The sequence below is a fragment of the Massilia sp. CT11-137 genome, from assembly GCF_047302885.1.
GTDB classification, from domain to species: Bacteria; Pseudomonadota; Gammaproteobacteria; order Burkholderiales; family Burkholderiaceae_D; genus Telluria; species Telluria orientalis.
Genome location: NZ_JBKYMP010000001.1, coordinates 1,010,484 through 1,032,073 on the forward strand (window position 1 = coordinate 1,010,484; position 21,590 = coordinate 1,032,073).

The 21,590-nt window shown below is 64.6% G+C and carries 17 protein-coding genes and 1 tRNA gene; 5 read left to right on the forward strand and 13 right to left on the reverse strand.

Going from position 1 to position 21,590, the window contains the following annotated elements; translation table 11 throughout:
- Positions 1–52: 52 nt before the first annotated feature.
- On the reverse strand, positions 53–1,081 hold the full coding sequence (locus ACEN98_RS04550; RefSeq protein ID WP_413381821.1) for a two-component system response regulator: 1,029 nt from the start codon (positions 1,079–1,081) through the stop codon (positions 53–55).
- Positions 1,078–4,434: an MHYT domain-containing protein gene (locus tag ACEN98_RS04555; RefSeq protein ID WP_413381824.1), complete on the reverse strand. Its 3,357-nt coding sequence runs from the start codon at positions 4,432–4,434 to the stop codon at positions 1,078–1,080. The genes ACEN98_RS04550 and ACEN98_RS04555 overlap by 4 nt, the downstream gene beginning before the upstream one ends.
- Positions 4,435–4,656: 222 nt before the next feature.
- Here ACEN98_RS04555 and ACEN98_RS04560 point away from each other — a divergent pair, with 222 nt between their 5' ends.
- On the forward strand, positions 4,657–5,397 hold the full coding sequence (locus tag ACEN98_RS04560) for a substrate-binding periplasmic protein (RefSeq protein WP_413381827.1): 741 nt from the start codon (positions 4,657–4,659) through the stop codon (positions 5,395–5,397).
- Between the two features lie 64 nt (positions 5,398–5,461).
- Here ACEN98_RS04560 and ACEN98_RS04565 read toward each other — a convergent pair whose 3' ends face one another.
- Positions 5,462–6,571 carry a helix-turn-helix transcriptional regulator gene (locus ACEN98_RS04565; RefSeq protein WP_413381830.1) on the reverse strand — a complete coding sequence of 370 codons (1,110 nt, stop codon included), beginning with the start codon at positions 6,569–6,571 and terminating at the stop codon, positions 5,462–5,464.
- Positions 6,572–6,666: 95 nt separating this feature from the next.
- Between ACEN98_RS04565 and ACEN98_RS04570 the strand changes: the two genes are divergently transcribed.
- Positions 6,667–7,716 carry a hypothetical protein gene (locus ACEN98_RS04570; protein WP_413381833.1) on the forward strand — a complete coding sequence of 350 codons (1,050 nt, stop codon included), beginning with the start codon at positions 6,667–6,669 and terminating at the stop codon, positions 7,714–7,716.
- The gene (locus tag ACEN98_RS04575) at positions 7,691–9,085 is read left to right on the forward strand and encodes a hypothetical protein (RefSeq protein ID WP_413381836.1); all 1,395 of its coding nucleotides are present in this window, start codon (positions 7,691–7,693) and stop codon (positions 9,083–9,085) included. Before ACEN98_RS04570 ends, ACEN98_RS04575 begins: the two co-directional genes overlap by 26 nt.
- Positions 9,086–9,477: 392 nt before the next feature.
- On the opposite strand, the gene ACEN98_RS04580 is transcribed toward ACEN98_RS04575, so the two are convergent.
- From ACEN98_RS04580 to ACEN98_RS04620, 9 genes are all read right to left on the reverse strand, one after another.
- Positions 9,478–10,395, reverse strand: coding sequence for an XAC2610-related protein (locus ACEN98_RS04580; RefSeq protein ID WP_413381839.1), 918 nt, complete (start codon positions 10,393–10,395; stop codon positions 9,478–9,480).
- 56 nt (positions 10,396–10,451) lie between these two features.
- Positions 10,452–11,063, reverse strand: coding sequence for a GAD-like domain-containing protein (locus ACEN98_RS04585; protein ID WP_413381842.1), 612 nt, complete (start codon positions 11,061–11,063; stop codon positions 10,452–10,454).
- Positions 11,064–11,146: 83 nt separating this feature from the next.
- The gene (locus ACEN98_RS04590; RefSeq protein ID WP_413381845.1) at positions 11,147–11,752 is read right to left on the reverse strand and encodes a GAD-like domain-containing protein; all 606 of its coding nucleotides are present in this window, start codon (positions 11,750–11,752) and stop codon (positions 11,147–11,149) included.
- An 84-nt stretch (positions 11,753–11,836) separates the two neighbouring features.
- On the reverse strand, positions 11,837–12,442 hold the full coding sequence (locus tag ACEN98_RS04595; protein ID WP_413381848.1) for a GAD-like domain-containing protein: 606 nt from the start codon (positions 12,440–12,442) through the stop codon (positions 11,837–11,839).
- Between the two features lie 14 nt (positions 12,443–12,456).
- Positions 12,457–13,881 (reverse strand): DUF6861 domain-containing protein, encoded by a 1,425-nt coding sequence (locus tag ACEN98_RS04600; protein WP_413381851.1) that lies wholly within the window; start codon positions 13,879–13,881, stop codon positions 12,457–12,459.
- Between the two features lie 200 nt (positions 13,882–14,081).
- A protein-coding gene (locus ACEN98_RS04605; RefSeq protein WP_413381855.1) for an IS5 family transposase occupies positions 14,082–14,944 on the reverse strand; the annotation gives its coding sequence in 2 pieces (ribosomal slippage) (positions 14,082–14,602 and positions 14,602–14,944; 864 coding nt in all).
- Between the two features lie 306 nt (positions 14,945–15,250).
- Complete coding sequence (locus ACEN98_RS04610) at positions 15,251–15,799, reverse strand: DUF2726 domain-containing protein (protein ID WP_413381858.1); 549 nt, start codon at positions 15,797–15,799, stop codon at positions 15,251–15,253.
- Between the two features lie 10 nt (positions 15,800–15,809).
- A complete protein-coding gene (locus ACEN98_RS04615) occupies positions 15,810–17,564 on the reverse strand; it encodes a methyltransferase domain-containing protein (protein WP_413381861.1) in 1,755 nt (584 codons plus the stop codon).
- A 468-nt stretch (positions 17,565–18,032) separates the two neighbouring features.
- Positions 18,033–18,117: transfer RNA gene (locus ACEN98_RS04620), tRNA-Leu, on the reverse strand.
- Positions 18,118–18,257: 140 nt separating this feature from the next.
- Here ACEN98_RS04620 and ACEN98_RS04625 point away from each other — a divergent pair.
- On the forward strand, positions 18,258–20,216 hold the full coding sequence (locus ACEN98_RS04625) for an APC family permease (RefSeq protein WP_413381864.1): 1,959 nt from the start codon (positions 18,258–18,260) through the stop codon (positions 20,214–20,216).
- Positions 20,217–20,222: 6 nt separating this feature from the next.
- On the opposite strand, the gene ACEN98_RS04630 is transcribed toward ACEN98_RS04625, so the two are convergent.
- Positions 20,223–20,594: a hypothetical protein gene (locus ACEN98_RS04630; RefSeq protein WP_413381867.1), complete on the reverse strand. Its 372-nt coding sequence runs from the start codon at positions 20,592–20,594 to the stop codon at positions 20,223–20,225.
- A gap of 386 nt (positions 20,595–20,980) precedes the next feature.
- On the opposite strand from ACEN98_RS04630, the gene ACEN98_RS04635 reads away from it, so the two are divergent.
- The gene (locus ACEN98_RS04635) at positions 20,981–21,586 is read left to right on the forward strand and encodes an FxDxF family PEP-CTERM protein (RefSeq protein WP_413381871.1); all 606 of its coding nucleotides are present in this window, start codon (positions 20,981–20,983) and stop codon (positions 21,584–21,586) included.
- The last annotated feature ends 4 nt before the right edge of the window (positions 21,587–21,590 follow it).

Genomic DNA, 21,590 nt, shown 5'->3' on the forward strand with positions numbered 1-21,590 from the left:
CCCTACGGTTCCCGTAGCGCGTAGGGTGGACTCCCCGAGCCCACCATGCATATCACGCCGCCACCGCGATCGGTGCCGGCGCCGGCACCGCGTCCTGCTCCGCCCACCGCTCGCGGATCGCGCGGATCGCCGGCATCTGCGCGAGAAACAGGTCGACCAGCTCCGCATCGAAGTGCTTGCCCTTCTGCTTGACGAGGAAGTCGAGCGCCTCTTGTTCCGTCCACGCCTTCTTGTACGGCCGGATCGACGTCAGCGCGTCGAACACGTCGGCGATGGCGCAGATGCGGCCTTCGAGCGGAATGTCCTTGCCGGCCAGGCCGTTCGGATAACCGCTGCCGTCCCATTTCTCGTGGTGCGTGAGCGCGATATTGCGCGCCAGCGCCAGCACGCCGTGGTCGTGGTGGCCGATGATCTCGGCGCCGATGCGCGCGTGGCTTTGCATGATCTTCCATTCGTCCGGATCGAGCGGTCCGGGTTTCTGCAGCACGCGGTCGGGAATGCCGATCTTGCCCACGTCGTGCATCGGCGCGGCGTGCAGCAGGTCGTCCGCTTCCGCTTCCGTCATGCCGGCCGCGAGGCCCAGGATGCGCGCGAAGTGGCTCATGCGGATGACGTGCAGGCCCGTCTCGTTGTCCTTGTATTCGGCGGCCAGGCCGAGGCGCTGAACGATCTCCAGGCGCGACGCGCGCAATTCTTCCATGCGCACGAGCGACAGGTGGGTGCGCACGCGGGCGCGCACGATCGGCGGGCTGACGGGCTTCGTGATGTAGTCCACGGCGCCGGCCTCGAAGCCTTCCACCTCGTCGCTCGTGTCGTTGAGCGCGGTGACGAAGATGACGGGGACGGCGGCCAGCGCCGGATCGGCCTTGAGGGCGGCGCACACTTCGTAGCCGCTCATGCCGGGCATCATCACGTCGAGCAGGACCAGGTCGGGCGTTTCTTCGCGCGCCAGTTCGAGCGCGCGTGGGCCGTCCTTGGCGAAACGCAGGCGGTAGTGGTCTTGCAGGATCTGGCGCAGCAGCTGCAGGTTGCTGGCCTCGTCGTCGACCGCGAGGATCAGCGGTTGGTTGACGGTGGTCATTCGATGGTCTCCTGTGCCGGCTCGTCGATGGCGGCCAGCACGGTGTCAAGTTGTTGCAGGGCGAGGTCGAAGTCGAAATCGGAAATGGCGGCGTGGACTTGCGCGACGCGGGAGGCGAGCGGATGGCCGCTCGTGGCGGCGGCGAGGCCCGCCAGCGCGGCGTCGTCCAGGCCGCCGCGCTTGAGCGCGTCGCGCAGCACGTTGGCGGCGCGGCGTGCGCGGTCCAGGTCGGCCACGGGGCGGGCCGCCTGCGGCTTGGCGGCGGCCGGCTGGGGCAGGGCGGCGCGGATCGCGTCCAGCGCGGCGTCGAGCAGGCCGCAGAGGTCGTCCAGCGACGCTTCCAGCGTGGGCTCGGCGGCGGGATACAGCTTGCCGCTGTCGCCGTCGACGAGGCCTTCCAGCTTGGCCAGCGCATCGGCCAGCAGTTCCAGGCCGAGGTTGGCGGCGACGCCGCGCACCTTGTGCGCGTGCATGCGCAGCGCGCGGTAGTCGGCCGCCGTGGCGTGGGCCGCGAGCGTGGCGCCGAGGCCGTCGTGCTGGGCGGCGAAGTGGGCGAGGGCTTCCAGCCACGCGTCTTCCTTGTCGCTCCAGCGGCGCAGGCCGGCGTGGCGGTTGAGGGTCTGGCGTTCCTGCGCCGGCAGGTCGTCCGCTTGGTGGCCGGGGCCGAGGCCCAGCACACGCGCGATTTCGTGCGACAGCGCGAACCAGTCGACCGGCTTGGTCGCGAAGCCGTCCATGCCCGCCTCGACGCTGGCGCGGCGGTGCTCGGCCAGCACGCTGGCGGTCATGGCGATGACCGGCACGCGCGTCCGGCCGCCGGCGGCTTCCTGTTCGCGGATCATGCGCGTGGCGGTGAGACCGTCCAGCGTCGGCATCTGGAAATCCATCAGGATGACGTCGAAGCGCTCGCGGGCCGCGATCTCGACGACGGCGGCACCGTCGCCCACGGCCGTCATCGTGTGGCCGCGGCGCGCCAGCAGCAGTTGCAGCAGTTCCTGGTTCTGCGGCACGTCGTCCGCCACCAGCACGCGCAGCGGCGGCAGGGCGGCGGCCGTGCGCACGCGCGGCTGCTGCGGGGCGAAGCGCGCCAGTACGAGCGGCAGCACGACGTGGAACGTCGTGCCGCGGCCTGGTTCGCTCTCGGCCCAGATGCGGCCGCCCATCAGCTCGACGAGCTGCTTGCAGATCGTGGTGCCGAGGCCCGTGCCGCCGAAGCGGCGCGTCATCGACGCGTCGGCCTGGGTGAACGGTTCGAAGATGGCGGCCAGGCGCTCCGGCGCGATGCCGATGCCGGTGTCGCTGATCGTGAAATGCAGGTGTTCGTCCTTCAGGTCGGCGCGCAGGGTGACGCTGCCCTGTTCCGTGAACTTGATCGCGTTGTCGAGCAGGTTGGTGAGCACCTGGCGCACGCGCAGCTCGTCGCCGCGCAGGCAGGTCGGCAGCGCCGGATCGTAATGGATGTCGACGTGCAGGCCCTTGGCGCGCGCGTTGGCGGCCAGCGTCGACGACAGCTCGTCGATCAGCGACAGCAGGTTGTAGTCGTTCTGTTCCAGCTCCACCGCGCCTTTTTCCAGCTTGGCGGTGTCGAGGATCTCGTTGAGGAGGCGCAGCAGGGCGCGGCCCGAGCTGCGGATCGTGTCCAGGTGGCGGCGCTGGTCGGCGTTCAGTTCGCCGTCCAGCAGCACGTCGGTGAAGCCGAGGATGGCATTCATCGGCGTGCGGATCTCGTGACTCATGTTGGCGACGAAGCTCGCGCGCGCCGCGGCCGCCTGTTCGGCGTTTTCCTTCGCCACGCGCAGCGCGTCTTCTATCTCGCGCCGCTCCGTGATGTCGAGGATGACGCCGTCCAGCCAGCACAGCTCGCCCGCCTCGTTGCGCACGCCGGTGCCGTTTTCCCACATCCAGCGGGTGCTGCCGTCCGCATGCAATAAACGGTACTCGACGAGGTACGGCCGGTCCTCGCGCAGCGCGGTGGCGATCGTTTCCGACACGCGCACGCGGTCGGCCGCGTGGATCAGCGGCGCGAACGTGCGGCGCGGCGCCGCGCCCAGGAAGTCGCGGCCCGGATAGCCGGTAATGCGCTCGACGGCGTCGCTGATGAACAGCATCGGCGCCTCGCCTTCGATCAGGCTGCTGCGATACGAGATGCCGGGGATGTTGCCGATCAGCGAACGGAACTGCTGCTCGCTGGCGCGCAGCGCCTGCTCCATCTTGCGCCGGTCGCTGATGTCGGTGATGAAGCAGACGAACAGGTCCTGCCCGTCCAGGCGCGCATGGCCGAGGGCGCGCCGGATCGGCACGATGCTGCCGTCCTTGCAGCGGCCCGTGACGTCGGCGCCGCGCGCGCCGGGGCTGATCTGGCCCGTGCGCAGCGAGTGCAGCAGGCCGACTTCCTCGGACGCGGTTTCGTTGCCGATCACGAGGCGGATGTTGTGGCCGACGATCTCGTCGCGGCGCCAGCCGAAGATGCGTTCGGCCGAGGCATTGAATTCGCGGATGGTGCCCTGGCGGTCGACCGTGATCACGCCGTCGACGGTGGTGGTGAGCAGTGCCCGCATCCACGCCTCGCTGCGCGACAGTTCGCGGAACAGCTGGCGGTAGCGCAGCAGGCCGTTGGCGGCCAGCACGAAGACGGTGAACGCGACGGTGATCAGCGTGATCGCCAGTGCGAGGAAGGTGCTGGTCGTGTGGGTCGCCGGCGTTACCGTGTGGCCGACGAAGCGCGCCGCGGCCATGCCCGTGTAATGCATGCCGGCGATGGCACAGCCCATCACGATGGCGGCCAGGAGCAGGCGGCGTTGTTCGCTCAGCCGGTGCGACAGGCTGGACAGGCCGAAGCGCACCCACAGGGCCAGCGTCGCCAGCACGACGGCGACGACGATCGACAGGCCGAACATGAGCGGGTCGTAGCGCAATTCCAGGCCCATCTGCATGCCGGTCATGCCCGCGTAGTGCATGACGCCGATGCCCGCGCCGACGATCACGCCGCCGGCCAGCAGGCCCCAGCCGCCCAGGCGCTCGCGCGCGATCAGGGCCAGCGCCACGAACGAGGCGCCGATGCTCGGCAGGCTGGAGAGGATGGTGGCGGACGGGTCGTAGTCGACCTCCGTGCACAGGTCGAACGCGAGCATGCCGATGAAGTGCATGGCCCACACGCCGGCGCCGAGCGCGAGGCTGCCGGTGGCGAGGATGATCCAGCGCTGGGCGCGATTGGCGGCGGCCTGGCCGGCGATCTGCAGGCCCATCCAGGATGCGAAGATGGCGACGAGGATGGACAACGCGACGAGCTTCGGCGTGTACAGCCCGTAGCTCAGCAGCGACGGATCGGAAGGAAGCGTGAACACGGACAGCATGGCGTGTGATTTTTGGTGAGAATGGCCCAAGTATGGCACTTTCACCACTGAAAGTCTTGCCTGTAAGAATTAAATGCCGAACGAGCCGGAAAAATGTCGCAAATACGCTACCGGTAAGCAGTCAATATTGCCGGCTTGTTACGCGTTGCCGCGTTCTCGATGTTGCTGCTATGCTAGTTAAACGGGTTGTCCGCCGGGGACGCCCGCACTGGGTGCGAACGTATGAAAACGACAGTTCTTGCCGCATTGCTGGCGGTAGCCTGCGCGTGGGCGTGGGCGGAGCCGGCGCCGCGGCTGTACCTGACCACCGAGACCTCGGCACCGTACAGCATGCGCGAAGGCGACCGCGTGACGGGGATCGGTACCGACATGGTGCGCGAAATCATGGCCCGCTCCGGCATCGCCTATTCGATCGACCTGCTGCCCTGGAAGCGCGCCTACACGGCCGCGCTGGAACGCAAGGACGCCTGCGTCTATTCGACCACGCGCACGCCCGAGCGCGAACCGCATTTCAAATGGATCGGACCGATCGGCGAGGCCGAATGGGTCCTGATGGGCCGCGCCGGCCGCCGCTTCGACGTCCGCACCCTGGACGACGCGCGCGCCTACCGCGTGGGCACCTACAACGGCGACGCGCGCGACCAGTTCCTGCGCGCGCGCGGCTTCAACGTCGACCCCGCGCCGAACGACCTGATCAATCCCCGCAAGCTCATGATGGACCGCATCGACCTGTGGGCCGCCAGCATCCGCCGCGGCAGCCTCACGCTCGACCGCCTGGGCTACACGGGCAAGGTGGTCCCCGTCCTCGTGTTCAACCGCATCCGCGTCTACCTGGCCTGCAACCGCGCCGTGCCGGATGCGCTCGTCGCGCGCATGAACGGCTCCCTGGAAGCCATGGAACACGACGGGACCTCGCGCGCGATCGTGCACAAGTACGACGACTGGGGCGTGAAGTCGCGCTGACCGTCCGTGCGGCCGGGATCGGGCGGGCGATCGACATGCCGGTCAAGGCTGCCTGGCCGTTCCGTCAGTCGCCCTGTTGCAAGGCGAGCGCCTCGGCCAGGAAGGCGCATATCTCCTGTTTGAGATCGTCCGGCGCCAGCACCTTGGCTTCGCGGGCCATGCTTTGCAACATGCGGCGCAGCGTCGACGTATTGGCCACGGTGGCCATCAATTCCCGTTGTCCGGCCGTGTTGAGGAAGATGGTTTGGTCGTCGGACAACGGCATCTCTTCCAGTGTGCGCGCGAAGACGTCCGCGTTCTCGCCGCCAGCGAAGCGCAGGTGCAGGGTGATACGGCCCTTCGACCACATCTCCAGCGTGCCGCGCGCGAGCGCCTCGTCCAGCGTGGGCACCCTGATGTTGCGCGCGACCGGATCGTCCAGGGCCACTTCCCGCATGCGGTGAAGGTGGAAACTCTTGACCGTCATCGCCGCTGGATCCTTGGTGACCTCGGCCTCGTCGACCGCCAGCAGGCGCAGCGTACGGTCATGGATCACGAGGCCGACGGGATACACGCGATGCGTCCTGTTCACCTCGGACCTGGCCGCGCGGTAGACCAGACGCAGCATCAGGTTCTTCATCAAGGCGTCGTTGACGGTCTGCAGATGCGCCGGAGCTACCTTGCCAGGTCCCATCGGCCGGCCGTCCGGCAGGCGGCGGATCTTGTCCTGGTAGGCGATGGCCTGCCGATGCGCGTCGGTCTGGTGCAGATGCCGCTGTTTCCGTTCGATCGTCGCGACCTGCTCGTCCAGCGCCCGGCGCGCGTCGCGCGGCAGGAACGGCCCCAGTTCCTGGCGGGCGAAGCTGGCCACCAACGCGTCGACGGCCGTCACGGATTTGAACAGAGGGATCTTGCTGTGCGCGGTGGTGAACCATTCGTTGACCCTTCCGTCGTCCGCGCTGGGACGGGACTCCACCTCGAGGCCGAACTGTCGCCGCCACGGACCCTGCGGGTCGGCGAGGTCCCGCAGGTCACGTTCGAACGTGCGCCGATCCACCGCGAAGGCGTCGCCCAGCCTGGTGATGAGCTGGTCGACTGTCGCCCCCTGTCCGGTACCGTGCCCGGGCAGAAGGGGCAACAGGTCGATGATCGCCAGCCTGCGGGCCAGCTGCCGTTCGGTGGAATCTCTGGGCATGGTTTCCGGCGTATTTTGTCGCTAATCCGTCGCACTATAGCGGTACCGGTGCCGGGCAACAAGCCGCGGGAATCGCCTATCGAAAGGAGAACGCATTGAAGCAGACGACGATCACGCAGGCGACGAGCGCGCCACGCCTGTTGCGCGAACTGACGGAGCTGGGCAATCTCGTGTTCGGCATGTTTGCCGGTCCGCACGTAATCGTCCGGCACTGGCCAGTGTATTACCGCGTGTACGTCGAAGTCGACGGGCTGTGCCGTGAAGTCAACCGGCTGGCCGGGCACCTCGCGCGCGGGTTTATCCACGCCGACGACACGGTCGACGCGGACAGGATCGCGGATGCGAATGCGTGCTTCGCCCGCATCGACGGACACGTGCGCACGACGGTGGCGCTACTCGCGGACGTCGTGCGCGACCGGCTCGTGATTCCCGGCAATCCAGCGCTGGTACAAATCGCGGACCGCCATTTCGCGCCGGAGAGCCAGTGGTACCGCGGCGTGCAGGCGCACTACCGGTCCGGATGCGTCGCGCCGGACGGACGCACGCTGGCGCGCACCGTTCTGCCGATCGATCCAGATCCGGCCCGGTGGGGTGGGGACGAGGCTTCCATCGAACAGCAGCAGTTCGAGCTGGCGCCGGCGTATGTGCGCACGCTGAATGACCGCACCATCCGGCAGGTGCAGACGGCTCTGAACCAGGTGTACGCCGCACTCGGCGGGTGCTTCGTCCAGCGGTGTCCGTCGGTGGGCGCCTTGCTGCATCCGCGTTCGACGCCCGGGCCCGCATCCATGGGTTTCTTCTACAGCGCCAGGACCCTGCACGAGGAGCATGAACCGGTGAGGGAGCTGCCGGGTGGCCTGGCCGTGTACGTCAGCCGCGACCATACGTTCGCGACAATCGGCACGCGCGGGATCCGGCCGGCGGACGGGACGCCGGGGCTGATCATCCACGTAACCGTCGACATCGCGGAAGAGGATCCGGCGAAGCGGTCGGCGCGCTTCATTCCCGCGCAATCGCATCACAACGGCGAATACACCGCAGCCAGTGCGGATGAACTCAGGACTTTGCTCTTCCGCGCATTGATCGACGCCGGCCTCGTGCCCCCGGGCGCCAGGTTCGATGACGAGCGCTGGCGTTATTTTTGACCGATACGCGCGCTCGACCCGCATTGCTATAATTTGGACCGTAGTTTCTTTAAAGAAAGCTTTTCGCATGAACAGAAACGCATTTATCGCGTCGTCGGACGTCGCCGCATTCACGGACTGGCTGGCTGAACACTACCGTAACCTGTCGATCCGGCTCGACATCAAATCGTCGCGCTTCGTCCCCGGCGGCATCCGTACGGACGTATCCGGGCTGGACTTGCTGCGGCATTACCGCTGGCGTACGAAGGGCAGCGAAACAGGCAACTGGCAGGAAACGCGGGATTACCTGCACGAGCTGGGCGATGCGTTGAAGCGGGCCATCGCCGGCCGCAACGAGGACGAGGTGCTGGACGCCTGCCGCCGGGTCCTCGCTTGGGGTGGCAACCGTAACGATGCAAAAGGCGCCATGCCGTTTCTGAAAGCGTTGCATGCGGAGGGAAAGCTGGCGGAATACCTGGGCACGTCGAGCCGCGCATTCGCGCTCGACGTCGCCGTCGTTGACGCCAGTCGGCCGCAGGCTGTGAAGATGAATTCGATGCTGACCAAGGTCCACGCGCTCGCATCGCACGATGGATTGCCGATTTACGATTCGCGGGTCGCGGCGGCGATCGCTGCGCTCGTCGAGTTGTGGCGCCGCTCGCAGGGCAAGGCCGGCGCACCGCTGCCATCCGAACTGGCCTTTCCGGCGATACCGTCCGACCGCTCCGTGCACAGCCTGTTCGCGGATGCGCAGAGCCCCGGCGTGCTGTCGTACGCGCCCGCCGCCGCCGCCGCGACGGCCGCTGACTGGTGCGGCGCAAAGATCCGGCTTGGCTGGCTGATGACCGCGCTGTCGGAGAAGGCGCCCGGGCTGTTCGCGGGAGAGGCGGCAAAAGACCGCATGCATGCGTTCGAGGCGAGCCTGTTCATGATCGGCTACGACGTCAGCTGCCTGAAGGAGAACGCGCCGGGTGCGGGCAACGACGAGCGGCAACGCAAGCACATCCAGCGGGCGGGCGCAGCACGGCTCAGGCGCGATCATGCGGGTTTGCCGCGCACGCTGATCAGCACGCTGAACGGCAAGACACCCAACATCAGCTACGCGGGCAACGTCCACATCGGGTTTTCGGGTGACTGGAGCGAGACGCCGTTCACCATCGACAGCGACTTCCTGCAGGATTTGCTGAACGATTTTCCAGCGGGCGCGGAAGCTGGTCTCGGTGCCAACATGACCGGCGATGTCGAGCCCGACACGCTTGGCTACTGGATCAATCAACACTACCCGGCCAAGTCGCGCAGGCTGGCTTCCGTGCTGGCGCCGATTCTGGTTGCCGAAGGCTGCGTGGAATCCATCACCGGCGTATACCCGATCCGCCTGCGTTTTCTCTGAACGCAGTGACTCCGGCGGGCGCCGCGCAATCAGGAGCGGACTGCTGATTCAAACTTCGGCGCGCAAAAACCGCGTTCCCGGAGGGGGAAATGCGGGTTCTTGGACTTTGCGGGACTACTACGGATGAGTAGGTGGTGCTCCGGCCGAATCGATGAGTGCGCTGGAAGCCGCGTGGCTGCGGGTTTTCTTGGCGGGCTCATCTGTGGCATGGATTCACGCGTGGATACAAAGTCGGTTAGGGTATGGGTGTGGTTTTCGAATGCGGAATCCCGCTGATCGCTTTGACCTTTGTCGCGGATTTTGGTTCACTGTCGTTTCTAGGCAAATGCGTGTAGCGGCGTGAAGGTCTGCATTACGACGTCGACTGAAGCGCATCACTACTTCGCGCGCCGTCAGTCTTCCTTGACCTTGCATTGCGACACTGGATATTTTTTCGTGCTGGTCTTCGCTGTCTCGGGTTCGCCGGACACTGTGGTTTCCTCAATCAGGCAATATTTGCCGCCCGCGTATTTGTAAACATTCATACCTTTAGACTTTGACCCGCCGCTCCACTCCTCGATGATTTCATTGGTGCTGTACCGTGTGTGCGTGACGTTAATGTCGCGCAGCGACGCCGGCGCGTCCACGTAGCGGTGTTGTGCCGGGTCGTACAGCCAGTAGAGTTGTTCTCCATTCTCGACTGGTACCGCGAGATCGGGATAACCGTCGAAATTCAGGTCGCGGTTGTCGTACCGGAGATTCGGGAGCGATGTGAAGATGTTGGCGTCGGCCGGGAGCGATTGCGTCAGCTTCTGGTCGCGATAGATGTCGATTCCCTTCAACTTCATGTCGCCGTTCGTACGCGCGACACGGGCGACGATCCTGATGTTGTCCGGTGCCCCGACGGCTGTCGCTGCAAATTCCAGGCTCTTGCCGTCCGGCGAACGCCACGTCCCAGAAAAGACGTTGCCCGCGATTTTGCCATCGAACTTGCCCGTCACCTTATCCTTGAATTTTTCGACCAGCGTCACGCCGCCAGTGGCAGTCGCATTGCCGTTCAGATCAATCCAGCGCGGTGCTTCGTTGGCGCCTTGTTTCACGTAGGCGTAGGCGCCCTCGACAGTTGCCCCCTGCTGTGACAGCACCATCAGGATGCGCTTGTTGGACAGGGTCCCTTCGTAGCGTGTCGCCGGCTTGTGGACAGCGTTCAGCGCGACGCTCTCCGTCTTCGACCGTTCGTTTGCCGCGAAGGCGGACGGCATGTTCAAGAAGGCGCCGGCCACGGCCAAGCACGCGAAGCGTTTCTTCATGTTGTCGACTTCGTCTTTCATTTAGAAGAATGGACTGGACCAAAGGCCGATCACACGGCCGGACGGCGCCCGCCCGATCAGATTCCGGTTTCGGTCACGTAAAGAGGTTCGATCTGCGCTAGGATGACGAGGTGCTCGACCGCCTTGACCTTTTTCAGGTTGGCTAGCGTGGGCGCGCCTCCGAGCGCCAATGCGGGAACGAAGCCGTACATTTCGTCGTGTGCCAGACGGCCCAACTGCTTGAGCGCCGGCGCGAATAGTCCTTCGACGTCGTTAGTGTCGCGCCACAGCGAACCAAAGAAGACGCGCATTTGGAAATCCCGATCGACGTCGTTGTCAGCCGCCGATGAGAAACCGCATGACGCAGGCGCAAAGATACGCAGCGTGTCACCGGTTTTCTCGCCCCACAGGTACAGCGTGCCGAACGCACTGTGGGCGATGACGTGATACGCGTCTCGTTCCATGAACGGCGTATCGCCGATCCATGCTTCGAGCGCAGGTTCGTATTCCTGAGGATTCACGGTCCAGAATAACCCATCCGCATAGCCGCACCAGCCGTACTCGTCCCAGTACGCTAACAACTGGTCCGGCAGTTTGCCGCGATAGCGCGCGATCGTCGCCGGCGGTACGTAGCGCTTATCGATCGCCGGTCCAAACTCTGCCAGGAAGCAGGCGAAATCTTCATCCATGTCAAGGGTCCTTTGGCGGGAAGCGGCTGCGCCATCACGGCCTGGACTGAGGCCGGTCACGCGGCCGGACAGCGCCCGCCCGATCACATTACGGTTACGTCAAGCGGCGCAAGCTGTGCAAGGAGGGCGAGGTGCTCAATCGCCTTGACCTTGCGCAGGTTGGAGAGCGTTAGAGCGCCACCCAGCGCGAGTGCCGGAACGAAGCCGTACATTTCGTCGTGCGCGAGGCGCCCTAATTGCTGCAGGGCCGGCGCGAACAGGCCCTCGACGTCAATGCCCTTGCGCGACATTCCCCCAAAGAACAAACGCATTTCGAAATCGCGGTCGATGTCGTTGTCGGGAGGCGATGCGAAACAGGTCGAGGCTGGCGCGAATATGCTGAGTGTGTCCCCGGTCTCTTCGCCCCAGAGGTAAAGCTTGCCGAAAGCGCTGCGTGCGATGACGTGGTAGGCGTCCTGCTCCATGAACGGGGTCTCGCCGATCCATGCCTCCAGCGCCGGCTCGTACTCCTGGGGATTCACGGTCCAGAATAACCCATCCGCATAGCCGCACCAGCCGTACTCTTCCCAGTACGCCAGCAACTGGTCAGGGAGCTTGCCGCGGTAACGATCAATCGTCGCAGGCGGCACGTAACGCTTATCGATCGCCGGTCCAAACTCTGCCAAGAAGCAGGCGAAATCTTCGTCCATGTCGAGTTTCCTCTGGTGGGAAGCGGCTGCGCCATTGCGGGCCAGGACTGATACCAGTCACGTGGCCGGACGGCGCTCGCCCGATCAGATTTCAGTTACGTGAAGCGGCGCTAGCTGTGCGAGGATGACGAGGTGCTCGACCGCCTTGACCTTGCGCAGGTTGGTGAGCGTTGGAGCGCCACCGAGCGCGAGCGCCGGAACGAAACCGTACATTTCGTCGTGCGCGAGGCGCCCCAGCTGCCGCAAGGCTGGCGCAAACAAGCCTTCGACGTCGTTCGTGCGGCGCCACAATCCTCCAAAGAACAGGCGCATGGCGAAGTCACGATCGATGCTGTCATCCGGCATAGACGAAAAGCCGCGCGACGCCGGCGCGAAGATGCGCAGCGTGTCGCCGGTTTGTTCGCCCCACAGATAAAGCGTGCCGAACGCACTGCGGGCGATGACGTGATACGCGTCCTGTTCCATGAACGGCGTATCGCCGATCCACGCTTCGAGCGCAGGCTCGTATTCCTGAGGATTGACGGTCCAGAACAACCCATCCGCATAGCCACACCAGCCGTACTCGTCCCAGTACGCTAACAACTGGTCCGGCAGTTTGCCGCGATAGCGTGCGATCGTCGATGGCGGCACGTAGCGCTTATCGATTGCCGGTTCAAACTCTGCCAAAAAGCTGGCGAAATCTTCGTCCATGTCCAAGCGTTCCCTTATTTGCAGCGTTCAAGTTTTGCGTTCATCTTCATCGTCGCGCGTAGCGATGCCGGCACGCGCTCGGCGGCCTTGTCCAATTCCGCCAGCCGGGTCGTCTTGTTACCAGGCTCTCCAGTCAGCGCCTTCCATTGTGCTCCGATACGCGAATTGATCGAGCGGTCGCCGAATCCGGCGATCACATCCCTCCCGCCAGCGACCATGTCCGGATTATGCAGTGCGGCGAGCGTTTTCATTTGGTCCGCCGCCATTTCCACTGCCTTGGCTCGCGCTGCGTCGGACGACAATCCCTGTACGCGCAACTGCCTGAGGAACTTGGCTTCCAAGCCGCCCTCATGGGTTGTACGTGCCGTGCGCGCGACATTCGGATCGCGCACGGCCGTACCCGATTCAAACGCGTCGCGACCATCGAGGTAATCGGCCACCGTCATGGCGTTGAGTCCGGTCTCCTGCCCGGCCAACTGGCGGTCGAATTCAGGAAAGCGTGTCGACGGCAACCCGTTGGTCTTGAAACATGGCACCTTCGCCGTCGGCATCAGGAGCGGGCGAGGGCCCTCGCTCTCGCGTCGTCCGTCACGCGGCCGCGATGGCGGCGGCTCCTGCGCCGTCCCGTGATGACCGCCAGCGCCTCCATGGGTCGCCTGCAGCGCCGGTTGGCGGCGCAGCCGTTCTTCGTTCTGCTCGACCCAGGCCGCGACGCGCGGACCGAGCCGGGGGCTGCGCTCGATTTCGTTCAGCAGGACCGCCCGGTCAGCCTTCCCTCGCGACATATACGCCGTCATGACGGACAGGATCGCCATCATCACGATCAAGTGGCCGTTGGCGAGGTCGAACGCTGCCGCGGCCGTATCGCCGCGCACGCCCAAGCCCAGGCGCGAGCGGTCGTCCTGCCGCTCGGGGCCCCATGCCTCCGCGATTCCCTTCTGGTACTGCCGCAGCGCGGCGGGTATCGCCTCTGCGATGCCTTCCACCAGGGACTTCAGGCCCAGCACGCTCAAAATGAGGCCGCCGACGTAGCTACCCGCGGCGGCGCCGGCGGCAGCGCCCGGTACTGCACCGATGCCGCCGAAGAAGGCGCCGCCGACACCGCCGATGAATCCGCCGATAACGGTCGAACCACCGTAGATCAGTGCCAGGTCCTGGCACGCCGACACGAGGATGGACGCGATCATCGACAAGTCGATACCAACGAGGCGCTCGACGATCATGCGCTGCGCCAGCGGCCCCGAATCGTGCAGCGCCTTGCGCACACGGTTTACGCGGCCGAGCTGGTCGTAGCCCCACGCGCCGCCCAGGTGAGCCGAGGTGCCGGCGGCCCGCCCCATGCTGTCGTACTGTTCGCCGTGACTAGGATAGCCACCGCTCCACGTCAACTGGTCTTCTTTTCGCTTCAGATCGTTCCAGACACGTGACACTTCCTGCATCGTCAGTCCCCTTGCGCACATCGTCCGATATCGCCTACTGCACGTCGCCCGTAGTCGCAGCTGTCGTCGACAGAACTACGACAGCGCTGACTCGGTCGAGTTGCCGCCCGGCATGATATCCGAATGCCCCGGCTACCCGCGCTCGATAGACGAGGACCTTAGGCTCGCCGGTATGGGTGCTAGGGCGTGTCTGACTGACCTCAGAGCAGCCATAAAACAATTGTCGCCACAAGCACGGCGGTGAAGAAGTTATGGCCGCGTTTATCGTATCGCGTTGCGACGGCGCGGAAGTCTTTTAATCGGTTGATGGCGCGCTCGACGACGTTACGCCCCTTGTACGCTTCAGCGTCGAAGCGCGGTGGCGATCCGCCCCGACGCCCTTTGCGCAGCCGGTTTTTCTGTGCATCGAGTCGTTCCGGGCAGACGCAGCGAATTCCCCGCTGCTGGATCTCTCGCCGATAATGACGCGCGCCATATGCCCGGTCGACACGTAGGCACGTCGGGCGTTTGCGCGGACGCCCTCGTCCCGATCGGGGCACGGAGATGGCATCAAGGACGGTGCCGATGTTCGCCGCGTCGCTGCATTGCCCGGCTGTGACTACGAAAGATAAAGGCAAGCCATGCCCGTCTACGCAGAGATGGATTTTGCTGGTGAGGCCACCACGCGAATGTCCCAGCCACTCGTCAGTTACATCCCCCTTTTTTCTGACGAAGGAAGCGTCTTCCGGGCGCCGGCCGCACTTCGTTGCGCCTTCACATGGGTCGCGTCAAGCGCAGCGCCATCCCAGTCGATGCGGCCAGACGCATCCGCTGCCGCTTGCATGATCTTGAGAAGGCGGTGCCATGTACCGTTGCGCGACCAGCGCACAAACCTGTCGTAGCAGGTCTGCCAGGGACCGTAGCGAGGCGGAATGTCGCGCCAGGGCGCGCCAGTTCGCAATCGCCACAAGATCCCGTTGATCACATGTCGATGCCCGACATACGCATGACCGTGACGTGGATTGGGCGGCAAATGTGGCTCCAGCTGCCGCCATTGCTGTTCAGTTAGATCAGTTCGGCTCATCGCCATCTGACCAACCAAACAAAATTTCGTTCACTCAGTCAGACAGACCCTAGAGCCCATATTCGTGTCATCAATTTATTTGAAGCGATACCGGTCGGGAATGGAGGGGGGGCCTGCATCAGGAAGAGCATCTTTACAAGCGATGCTAAGGAAGCGATACGTACAAATTTCGTCGCGACGAAATCCAGATGTTCGCCATAACCGCGCTGCAGCTTCAAGCCGCTGTTGTTCGAAGTGAAGTAGCGACTGGCATCGCGGCGGCCCGGACCACAAATTTCGTCATGACGAAATCGGTGCGCGGGCGGACTATTGCTGTGTGAGCGACGTAGCACTGGCAGGTAAGGCATCCTGACCGGTGTGTTCGGTCGTGGCCTTGCCTGCTTCGGTTACCGTGGGGCCGAGAATCATATTCCGGATGGCGTCGACTTTTGGCTTGTTTCTCGCCTGGAAGCCGACGGTCCGTATGCCCGCCTGTTCGAGTCGCGCGTCCCGCAGTTCATCCTTTGCGCGAGAGTGCGTTTTGTCGTCCAGCTCGACGACCGCGACGACCTCGCAGCGTCGGGTACAGACAACGTAATCGACGCGCTGTTGGGCGATCCGCAATCGGTCGCCATGCGCTGTTCGCTTGTCGCTACTCGCCGTGTCGAGCAGGGCTGACATCGCGACCTGCGGAAAAATGTAATGGTCGGGAAGTGCTACGACGAGCCGGCCGAAGAACTCCTCCTCGTTATCGGTCATGAATTTGCGGCGGCGGTACGCACCGGTGCGGCCTTTTCCCTTCGCCGTCTTCAACTGCACTGCGAAGAGTCCCGCTAGAAGAACGGCAAGGATGACGATGACGAAGATAATTTTCATATGTGCGAACTCATTCGATAGTCGGTTGCTGCATTGATGGAAGGCTTGCGGCCGCAGCCCGGTTGCGACCGGCAGCATTGGCGGGCTCCCAAGGGCGCAGTCCCTGATCCTTGCTCAGCCTGATGCGATGGACTTTCATCGCGTCGATGACGTCGGCCGGCTCCGGCGTGGCCACGAGAATCGGCAGCGTCTGCGACGCCTCGAGGAAGAACTGGCGCCGTAGACCGTCGCCATGACTCAGGAAGGCGTCGTTCCACCAGCTGCTGATGGTGTCGCTGGCACGTTCCAGCGCGGCCTGGGTGACGAGCCGGTTCGACTTCTGGATGTTGACCTGCCGTGACGCCGGCATCAGGTTCCATGCGTCGCCGCACGGCCAGGCGGCGAATGGGAAGCAGTGGTCGACGTCGTACTCGTCGCGCAGGCGCGCACCGGACCAGACGCAATACACAGGTTTTCCGGCCGCGCGCATGCGATCGACCGCCGCCCTGGCGAAGCTGGTGTCGCGTGCGGGATCGACCCATGCGAGCAGCGAGTGGGCGAGGGCGCGAACGTCCGGTCGACCGTCGTTGCAGTAGGACTCGATCAGCCTGACCCACTCCGACACGAGCACGGGCTCGATCCACACGTTGTAATGCGTGAGCGCATGCCAGATCTCGAGTGGGATGCGGAAGTCGCCGAGACTCCACAGGAAGGCTTCGTCGATCTGCAGCGACGAGGGCGTCGGCACCATGCGGCGCCGCGTGACGTCGAAGATCGGCTTGTCGCTCGCGGGCCAGCGCAGGTAGTTCGCGGGCATGTTGCGGATCACCTGCGAAATCTCGGAAAGACTCTGGTGCAGGTGCTTCGCCGTTTGGTCGCCGAACACGGAGCCGATCCGCAGTTCGACCGCGGTCACGGACCGCAGCGAGGTGAAGCTGTTGGTGACGAAACCGGGGCCGGTCCTCTGCGGCATCTGGGGCAGGGGGTGTTCGATCAGGGGCTTGTACATGCGCAGCCAAAAGAGCGATACAAGACCCAACGGCACGACCACGGATTCCGCGTCGTAGCGGGCCAGCCCCGCCGCGGTATCCACGATGCGGGCCAGTACGCGCAGCAGCGCGATCTTGTACGTCGACGACTTTTCGTCCACGAGGATCAGGTGCCGCAGCAGGGGCAGGGCACCCAGGCCGTCGTCGGGGAGCCCCAGCACGACGTTCGTCCACGACACTTCGCTTCGTCCCAGCTTGTCCTGGCTGACGCTGGCGTGGACGATGCGTAGCCCGAATTGCTGGGCAAGGCCGGCCAGTTCCAGTAGCGAGACCTCGTGCATCGCGCGTTCGGTGTCGGGCGCACCGAGCCGGAGACTGATCGCGATGCGTCCTTTCGGCGCCAGCAGCGTCGCCAGCTTGCGCAACGCGCGCTGGCGATCCGACGGAGGAATGTGCATCCAGACGGCGGACAGCAGGATGAGATCGAAGCTCAAGCCGAGGCGGCGCACGTTCGCGAGGCCAGGCAGGCTGTCGGACAGCCATTGGATCCGGCTCGACGTGTGTTTTGCGCGCGCGTGGGCGAGCATGGCTTCGGATGGCTCGACGGCCACGACGTCGTATCCCTTTGCCGCGAGCCACGCCGCGTCCCGGCCGGAACCTGCGCCGATATCGAGGACCGTGCTGCCCGGCGCCGGCAGTATGCCGATCAGGTCCGCGTGGACGTCCTCAAAAGACAGCGACTCGTATTGAGTAACCAGCCGAGTTGCGTGCTGTTCGTAATAGGGGATAGCTGACATCGACTGTTGCCGTTGCTGTTGAGCTAATTGCTATTGTAATGCGGAGCTGTTCAATATCTATATTTTTGTTTCAAATGGGCAACCTTTGGCAAGGTTGGCAGGACAAATTCCGTCATGACGAAATCCCGCCTCTTTGCGCGACGCCGGTCGAGGTTTTGTATGGGGTGGTGAGATAAACCTCCAGGCCGACCAAATTCTTGAGCTGGCACGATCCAAGGGCGTGCCGAGTACACGCGCTGTGGGCTGCGCCGGCGTATCGCTCGCACTACTCGCGTCGCTGACCGATGAAGGCCGGCTGCTCGAGCTGGTTCGCGGCTTATGTGCTTTGCCCGACAGCGCAACATCCGCCTACGACAAAAACGATGGCTGGTGATGGACGAGCTCAAACTTCGGCGCACAAAAAAACCGCGTTCCCAGAGGGAGAAACGCGGTTTCTTGTACTTTGCGGGACTACTACGGATGAGTAGGTGGTGCCTCCGGCCGGAATCGAACCGGCACGCCTTTCGGCGCTTGATTTTGAGTCAAGTGCGTCTACCAATTCCGCCACAGAGGCTGCAAGCGCAGGCGCGCATATTAGCACATGGAACGCAAAACTGACCAGAGTGCGTGCGCCCGAAGTGGGCGCAGGGGGCGTTCCGGCGTATGATCTTGCCTACCTGAGCAAACGCGCCGTCCGGCAAGGCGGCCTGTACGATGAAGAATAAGAAAATACGCGAGATCATCCTCGGCAAGCCGCTCGACCCCATGAAGAGCGAGACGCGTCACTCGATGGCCCTGGTCGCCTTCCTTGCCTGGGTCGGGCTCGGGGCGGACGGCCTGTCCTCCTCGTCGTACGGTCCGGAAGAAACCTTTCGCGCGCTCGGCGCCCACACCCACCTCGGCCTGTACATGGCCGCCGCCACCGCCGTCACCGTCTTCATCATCGCGCTCGCCTACAACCAGGTGATCGAACTGTTCCCGACCGGGGGCGGCGGCTACCGCGTGGCCACCAAGCTCGTCGGGCCGTATCTCGGCCTCGTGTCCGGCGCCGCCCTGATCCTCGACTACGTGCTGACCATCGCGATCTCGATCGCGTCCGGCGTCGATGCGCTCGCGTCGTTCCTGCCGCTCGGCTTCCAGCCCTATAAACTCTGGGCCGAGGCGTTCTTCATCGGCCTCCTGATCGTGATGAACCTGCGCGGGCTGAAGGAGGCGATCCAGATCCTGCTGCCGATCTTCCTCGGCTTCGTCGCCACCCACCTCGTGCTGATCGTGTACGGCATCGTCGCGCATGCATCGCACCTTCCGCAACTGGTACCGAACACGATGGCCGAGACGGGGTCGCTGGCCGGCGAGATCGGCTGGGCCGGCGTGGCCGGCATGCTGCTGCTCGCGTACTCGCAGGGCGGTGGTACCTATACGGGCCTCGAGGCCGTGTCGAACAACGTCAACCTGCTGGCCGAGCCGCGCGTCCGCACAGGCAAGATGACGATGTTCTACATGGCGCTGTCGCTGGCCGTCACGGCCGGCGGCATCATCCTGCTGTACCTGTTGTGGGATGCGCAGCCGACCGCGGGCGAGACGCTGAACGCGACCACCTTCCGCCGCATCATCGCCAGCATGGGCCTGGGCGGTGAGCTCGTGAACCAGATCGTGCTGGCCGTCGTCCTCGCGTTCGAGGCCGGACTCCTGTTCGTGGCGGCCAATACCGGCTTCCTCGGCGGGCCGTCCGTGCTGTCGAACATGGCGGGCGATTCGTGGGTGCCGCACCAGTTCCGCTACCTGTCCACGCGCCTCGTCACGCAGAACGGCATCCTCGTGATGGGCATCGCCGCGCTGGCGATCCTGTTCTGGACGCGCGGCCAGGTCACGCTGCTCGTCGTGCTGTATTCGATCTCCGTGTTCCTCACGTTCGCGATCTCGCTGTTCGGCCTGTGTTTGTACTGGTGGCGTCATCGCAAGGACGCGCGCTGGATCCGGCGCTTCCTGCTGTCGCTGACGGGCTTCATCATCTGCGCCGGCATCCTCGCCGTGCTGCTCGTCGAACGTTTTACGCAGGGCGGCTGGGCCACGGCGCTGATCATCGCGGCCATCGCGGGCCTGTGCATCTTCATCCGCAACCACTACCGCGAAACCAAGCGTGCCATCCGTTCCGTCGACCGCGTGTTCGCCAACCAGCCGTTCGGTCCGGTGAAGGAAGCCGTCGATCCGGAACCGGATGCGCAGACGGCCGTCTTCATCGTCGGTAACTCGCGCGGCGGCGGCCTGCACGCGCTGCTGTGGGTGCTGCGCATGTTCCCCGGCCACTTCAAGAATTTCCTGTTCGTGAACGCGCGCACGGTCGACGCCCACGCCTATGGCGGCGAGGGTGCGCTCGAGAAGATGCGGAAGGATGCGGCGCGGACGCTGGAATACTTCGTCGATTTCTGCCAGAGCCACGGGATGGCGTCGGCGTCTTACATCGGCTTCGGCACGGATGCGGTGGAAGAGGTGACCCGCATGTGCGAGCAGATCAACCGCGAGTATCCGAACTCGATTTTCTTCACCAGTAAATTGATCTTCGCATCCGATAACTGGTTCACGCGGCTGCTGCACAACCAGGCGTCGCTGGCGGTGCAGCGCCGGCTGCACCTGGAAGGCTTGCAGATGGTGATCCTGCCAATGAAGGTGTGAGGCGGGTCAGCAGCTGAGCTGCCGGCGCAGCGCGTGCAGCGTGCGCACGGGGCCGGCGACTTCGAGCATGTGGTCGCGCACCGTCACCGTGATCTCGGCGTTCTTTCCTGCGGGCCAGCGTGCTGCGCGCATGCGGTAGCGCACGGTGCCGGGGCCGCGTTCGGCCGGCGCGTAGCCGAGACTTTCCATCGCATCGTCCAGGGTGCCGACCAGGTGGCAGGCCGAAAAGCGGGTCGTGACCTCGAAGCGGCCAAGGAGCGTGGGCGCGATCGCCGGCAGCAGGCCGCCCAGCAGTACCGGCACGACGATGTAGCCGAGCGGCGCCGTCGGATCGATGAGGTGGAAGGCGAAGGCCAGCGCGGGCAGGCCCAGCACCATGCTCAGCAGGAGAAGTAGCCGGCGTGGCGCGGGGAGGGGGAGGTGGGGCGATGCGCTCCCTTCCGGACGCGCTCGATTTCGGAAAACGTCACGCTTTTCATGTCGCACTCCTTACGTTCAACGACGGCAGGGACCGATTACAAACCCCATTTTGATCAAGCGCCCCCGGGGCGGATTGACCTTCCTCAAATTCGCCTTTTCCGAGAAGAATTGTTCTGGAATAAAAGGTTCCTGGTCGAAAAATTATTTTCTATTCAGAAATGATAGAAATTTGTGCGAGATCTAACGGTTAATCAGGCTTTCGGAACTTAAGCTGTTCCGACGGATCGGTGTAAAGACACCTGCTCCTGGATAGCGAGTCCGATTAATCTCTCAACGGAACTATCATGAAACTCAAATCTCTCGTTCTGGCCACGGTCGCGGGCGCGGCCCTGATGGCGCAAGGCGCGGGGGCGGCGACGGTCAACCGCACGGCCCCGGTCGTCACGACGGACGATGGCCTGGGCGGCTTCAACGCGCATTTCGGCGACACGTTCGCGCAGTCGACCACCGGCAGCACCTTCACCGACGTCTTCACGTTCGACGTCGGCACACCGTTCGACGCGGCCGCCTCGCTGACGTCGTCCTACCTGAACACGCCGCAGACGAAGGACCTGCTGATCACGGGCTTGTCTCTTTACCGCTACGATCCGGTCACGAAGGCCATGCTGGGGAGCGCCATCGCGGGCATCGATCTGACGGGTTCGGGTGCCGATGCGCCGGATTCGTGGGCGCTGTCGGGCTTTGGGCTGACGAGCGGTTCCTACGCGATCCAGGTGAATGGCGAGGTGCGCGGTGTCGGGGGCGGGGTGTTCGGGGCGGATCTGACGATCTCGCCGGTGCCGGAGCCGCAGGCCTGGGGCATGCTGCTGGCCGGCCTGGGCGTGTTGACGACGCTGGCATGGCGCCGGCGCCAGCCCGCGCGCGCGCGCGCGGACGTGCGGCGCCGCTGAGCGC

Coding starts and splice junctions, on each gene's coding strand:
- ACEN98_RS04550 (WP_413381821.1), bottom strand. CDS start 1,081: ATGACCACCGTCAACCAACCGCTGATCCTCGCGGTCGACGACGAGGCC.
- ACEN98_RS04555 (WP_413381824.1), bottom strand. CDS start 4,434: ATGCTGTCCGTGTTCACGCTTCCTTCCGATCCGTCGCTGCTGAGCTAC.
- ACEN98_RS04560 (WP_413381827.1), top strand. CDS start 4,657: ATGAAAACGACAGTTCTTGCCGCATTGCTGGCGGTAGCCTGCGCGTGG.
- ACEN98_RS04565 (WP_413381830.1), bottom strand. CDS start 6,571: ATGCCCAGAGATTCCACCGAACGGCAGCTGGCCCGCAGGCTGGCGATC.
- ACEN98_RS04575 (WP_413381836.1), top strand. CDS start 7,691: ATGACGAGCGCTGGCGTTATTTTTGACCGATACGCGCGCTCGACCCGC.
- ACEN98_RS04580 (WP_413381839.1), bottom strand. CDS start 10,395: ATGAAAGACGAAGTCGACAACATGAAGAAACGCTTCGCGTGCTTGGCC.
- ACEN98_RS04585 (WP_413381842.1), bottom strand. CDS start 11,063: ATGGATGAAGATTTCGCCTGCTTCCTGGCAGAGTTTGGACCGGCGATC.
- ACEN98_RS04590 (WP_413381845.1), bottom strand. CDS start 11,752: ATGGACGAAGATTTCGCCTGCTTCTTGGCAGAGTTTGGACCGGCGATC.
- ACEN98_RS04595 (WP_413381848.1), bottom strand. CDS start 12,442: ATGGACGAAGATTTCGCCAGCTTTTTGGCAGAGTTTGAACCGGCAATC.
- ACEN98_RS04600 (WP_413381851.1), bottom strand. CDS start 13,881: ATGCAGGAAGTGTCACGTGTCTGGAACGATCTGAAGCGAAAAGAAGAC.
- ACEN98_RS04610 (WP_413381858.1), bottom strand. CDS start 15,799: ATGAAAATTATCTTCGTCATCGTCATCCTTGCCGTTCTTCTAGCGGGA.
- ACEN98_RS04615 (WP_413381861.1), bottom strand. CDS start 17,564: ATGTCAGCTATCCCCTATTACGAACAGCACGCAACTCGGCTGGTTACT.
- ACEN98_RS04625 (WP_413381864.1), top strand. CDS start 18,258: ATGAAGAATAAGAAAATACGCGAGATCATCCTCGGCAAGCCGCTCGAC.
- ACEN98_RS04630 (WP_413381867.1), bottom strand. CDS start 20,594: ATGGTGCTGGGCCTGCCCGCGCTGGCCTTCGCCTTCCACCTCATCGAT.
- ACEN98_RS04635 (WP_413381871.1), top strand. CDS start 20,981: ATGAAACTCAAATCTCTCGTTCTGGCCACGGTCGCGGGCGCGGCCCTG.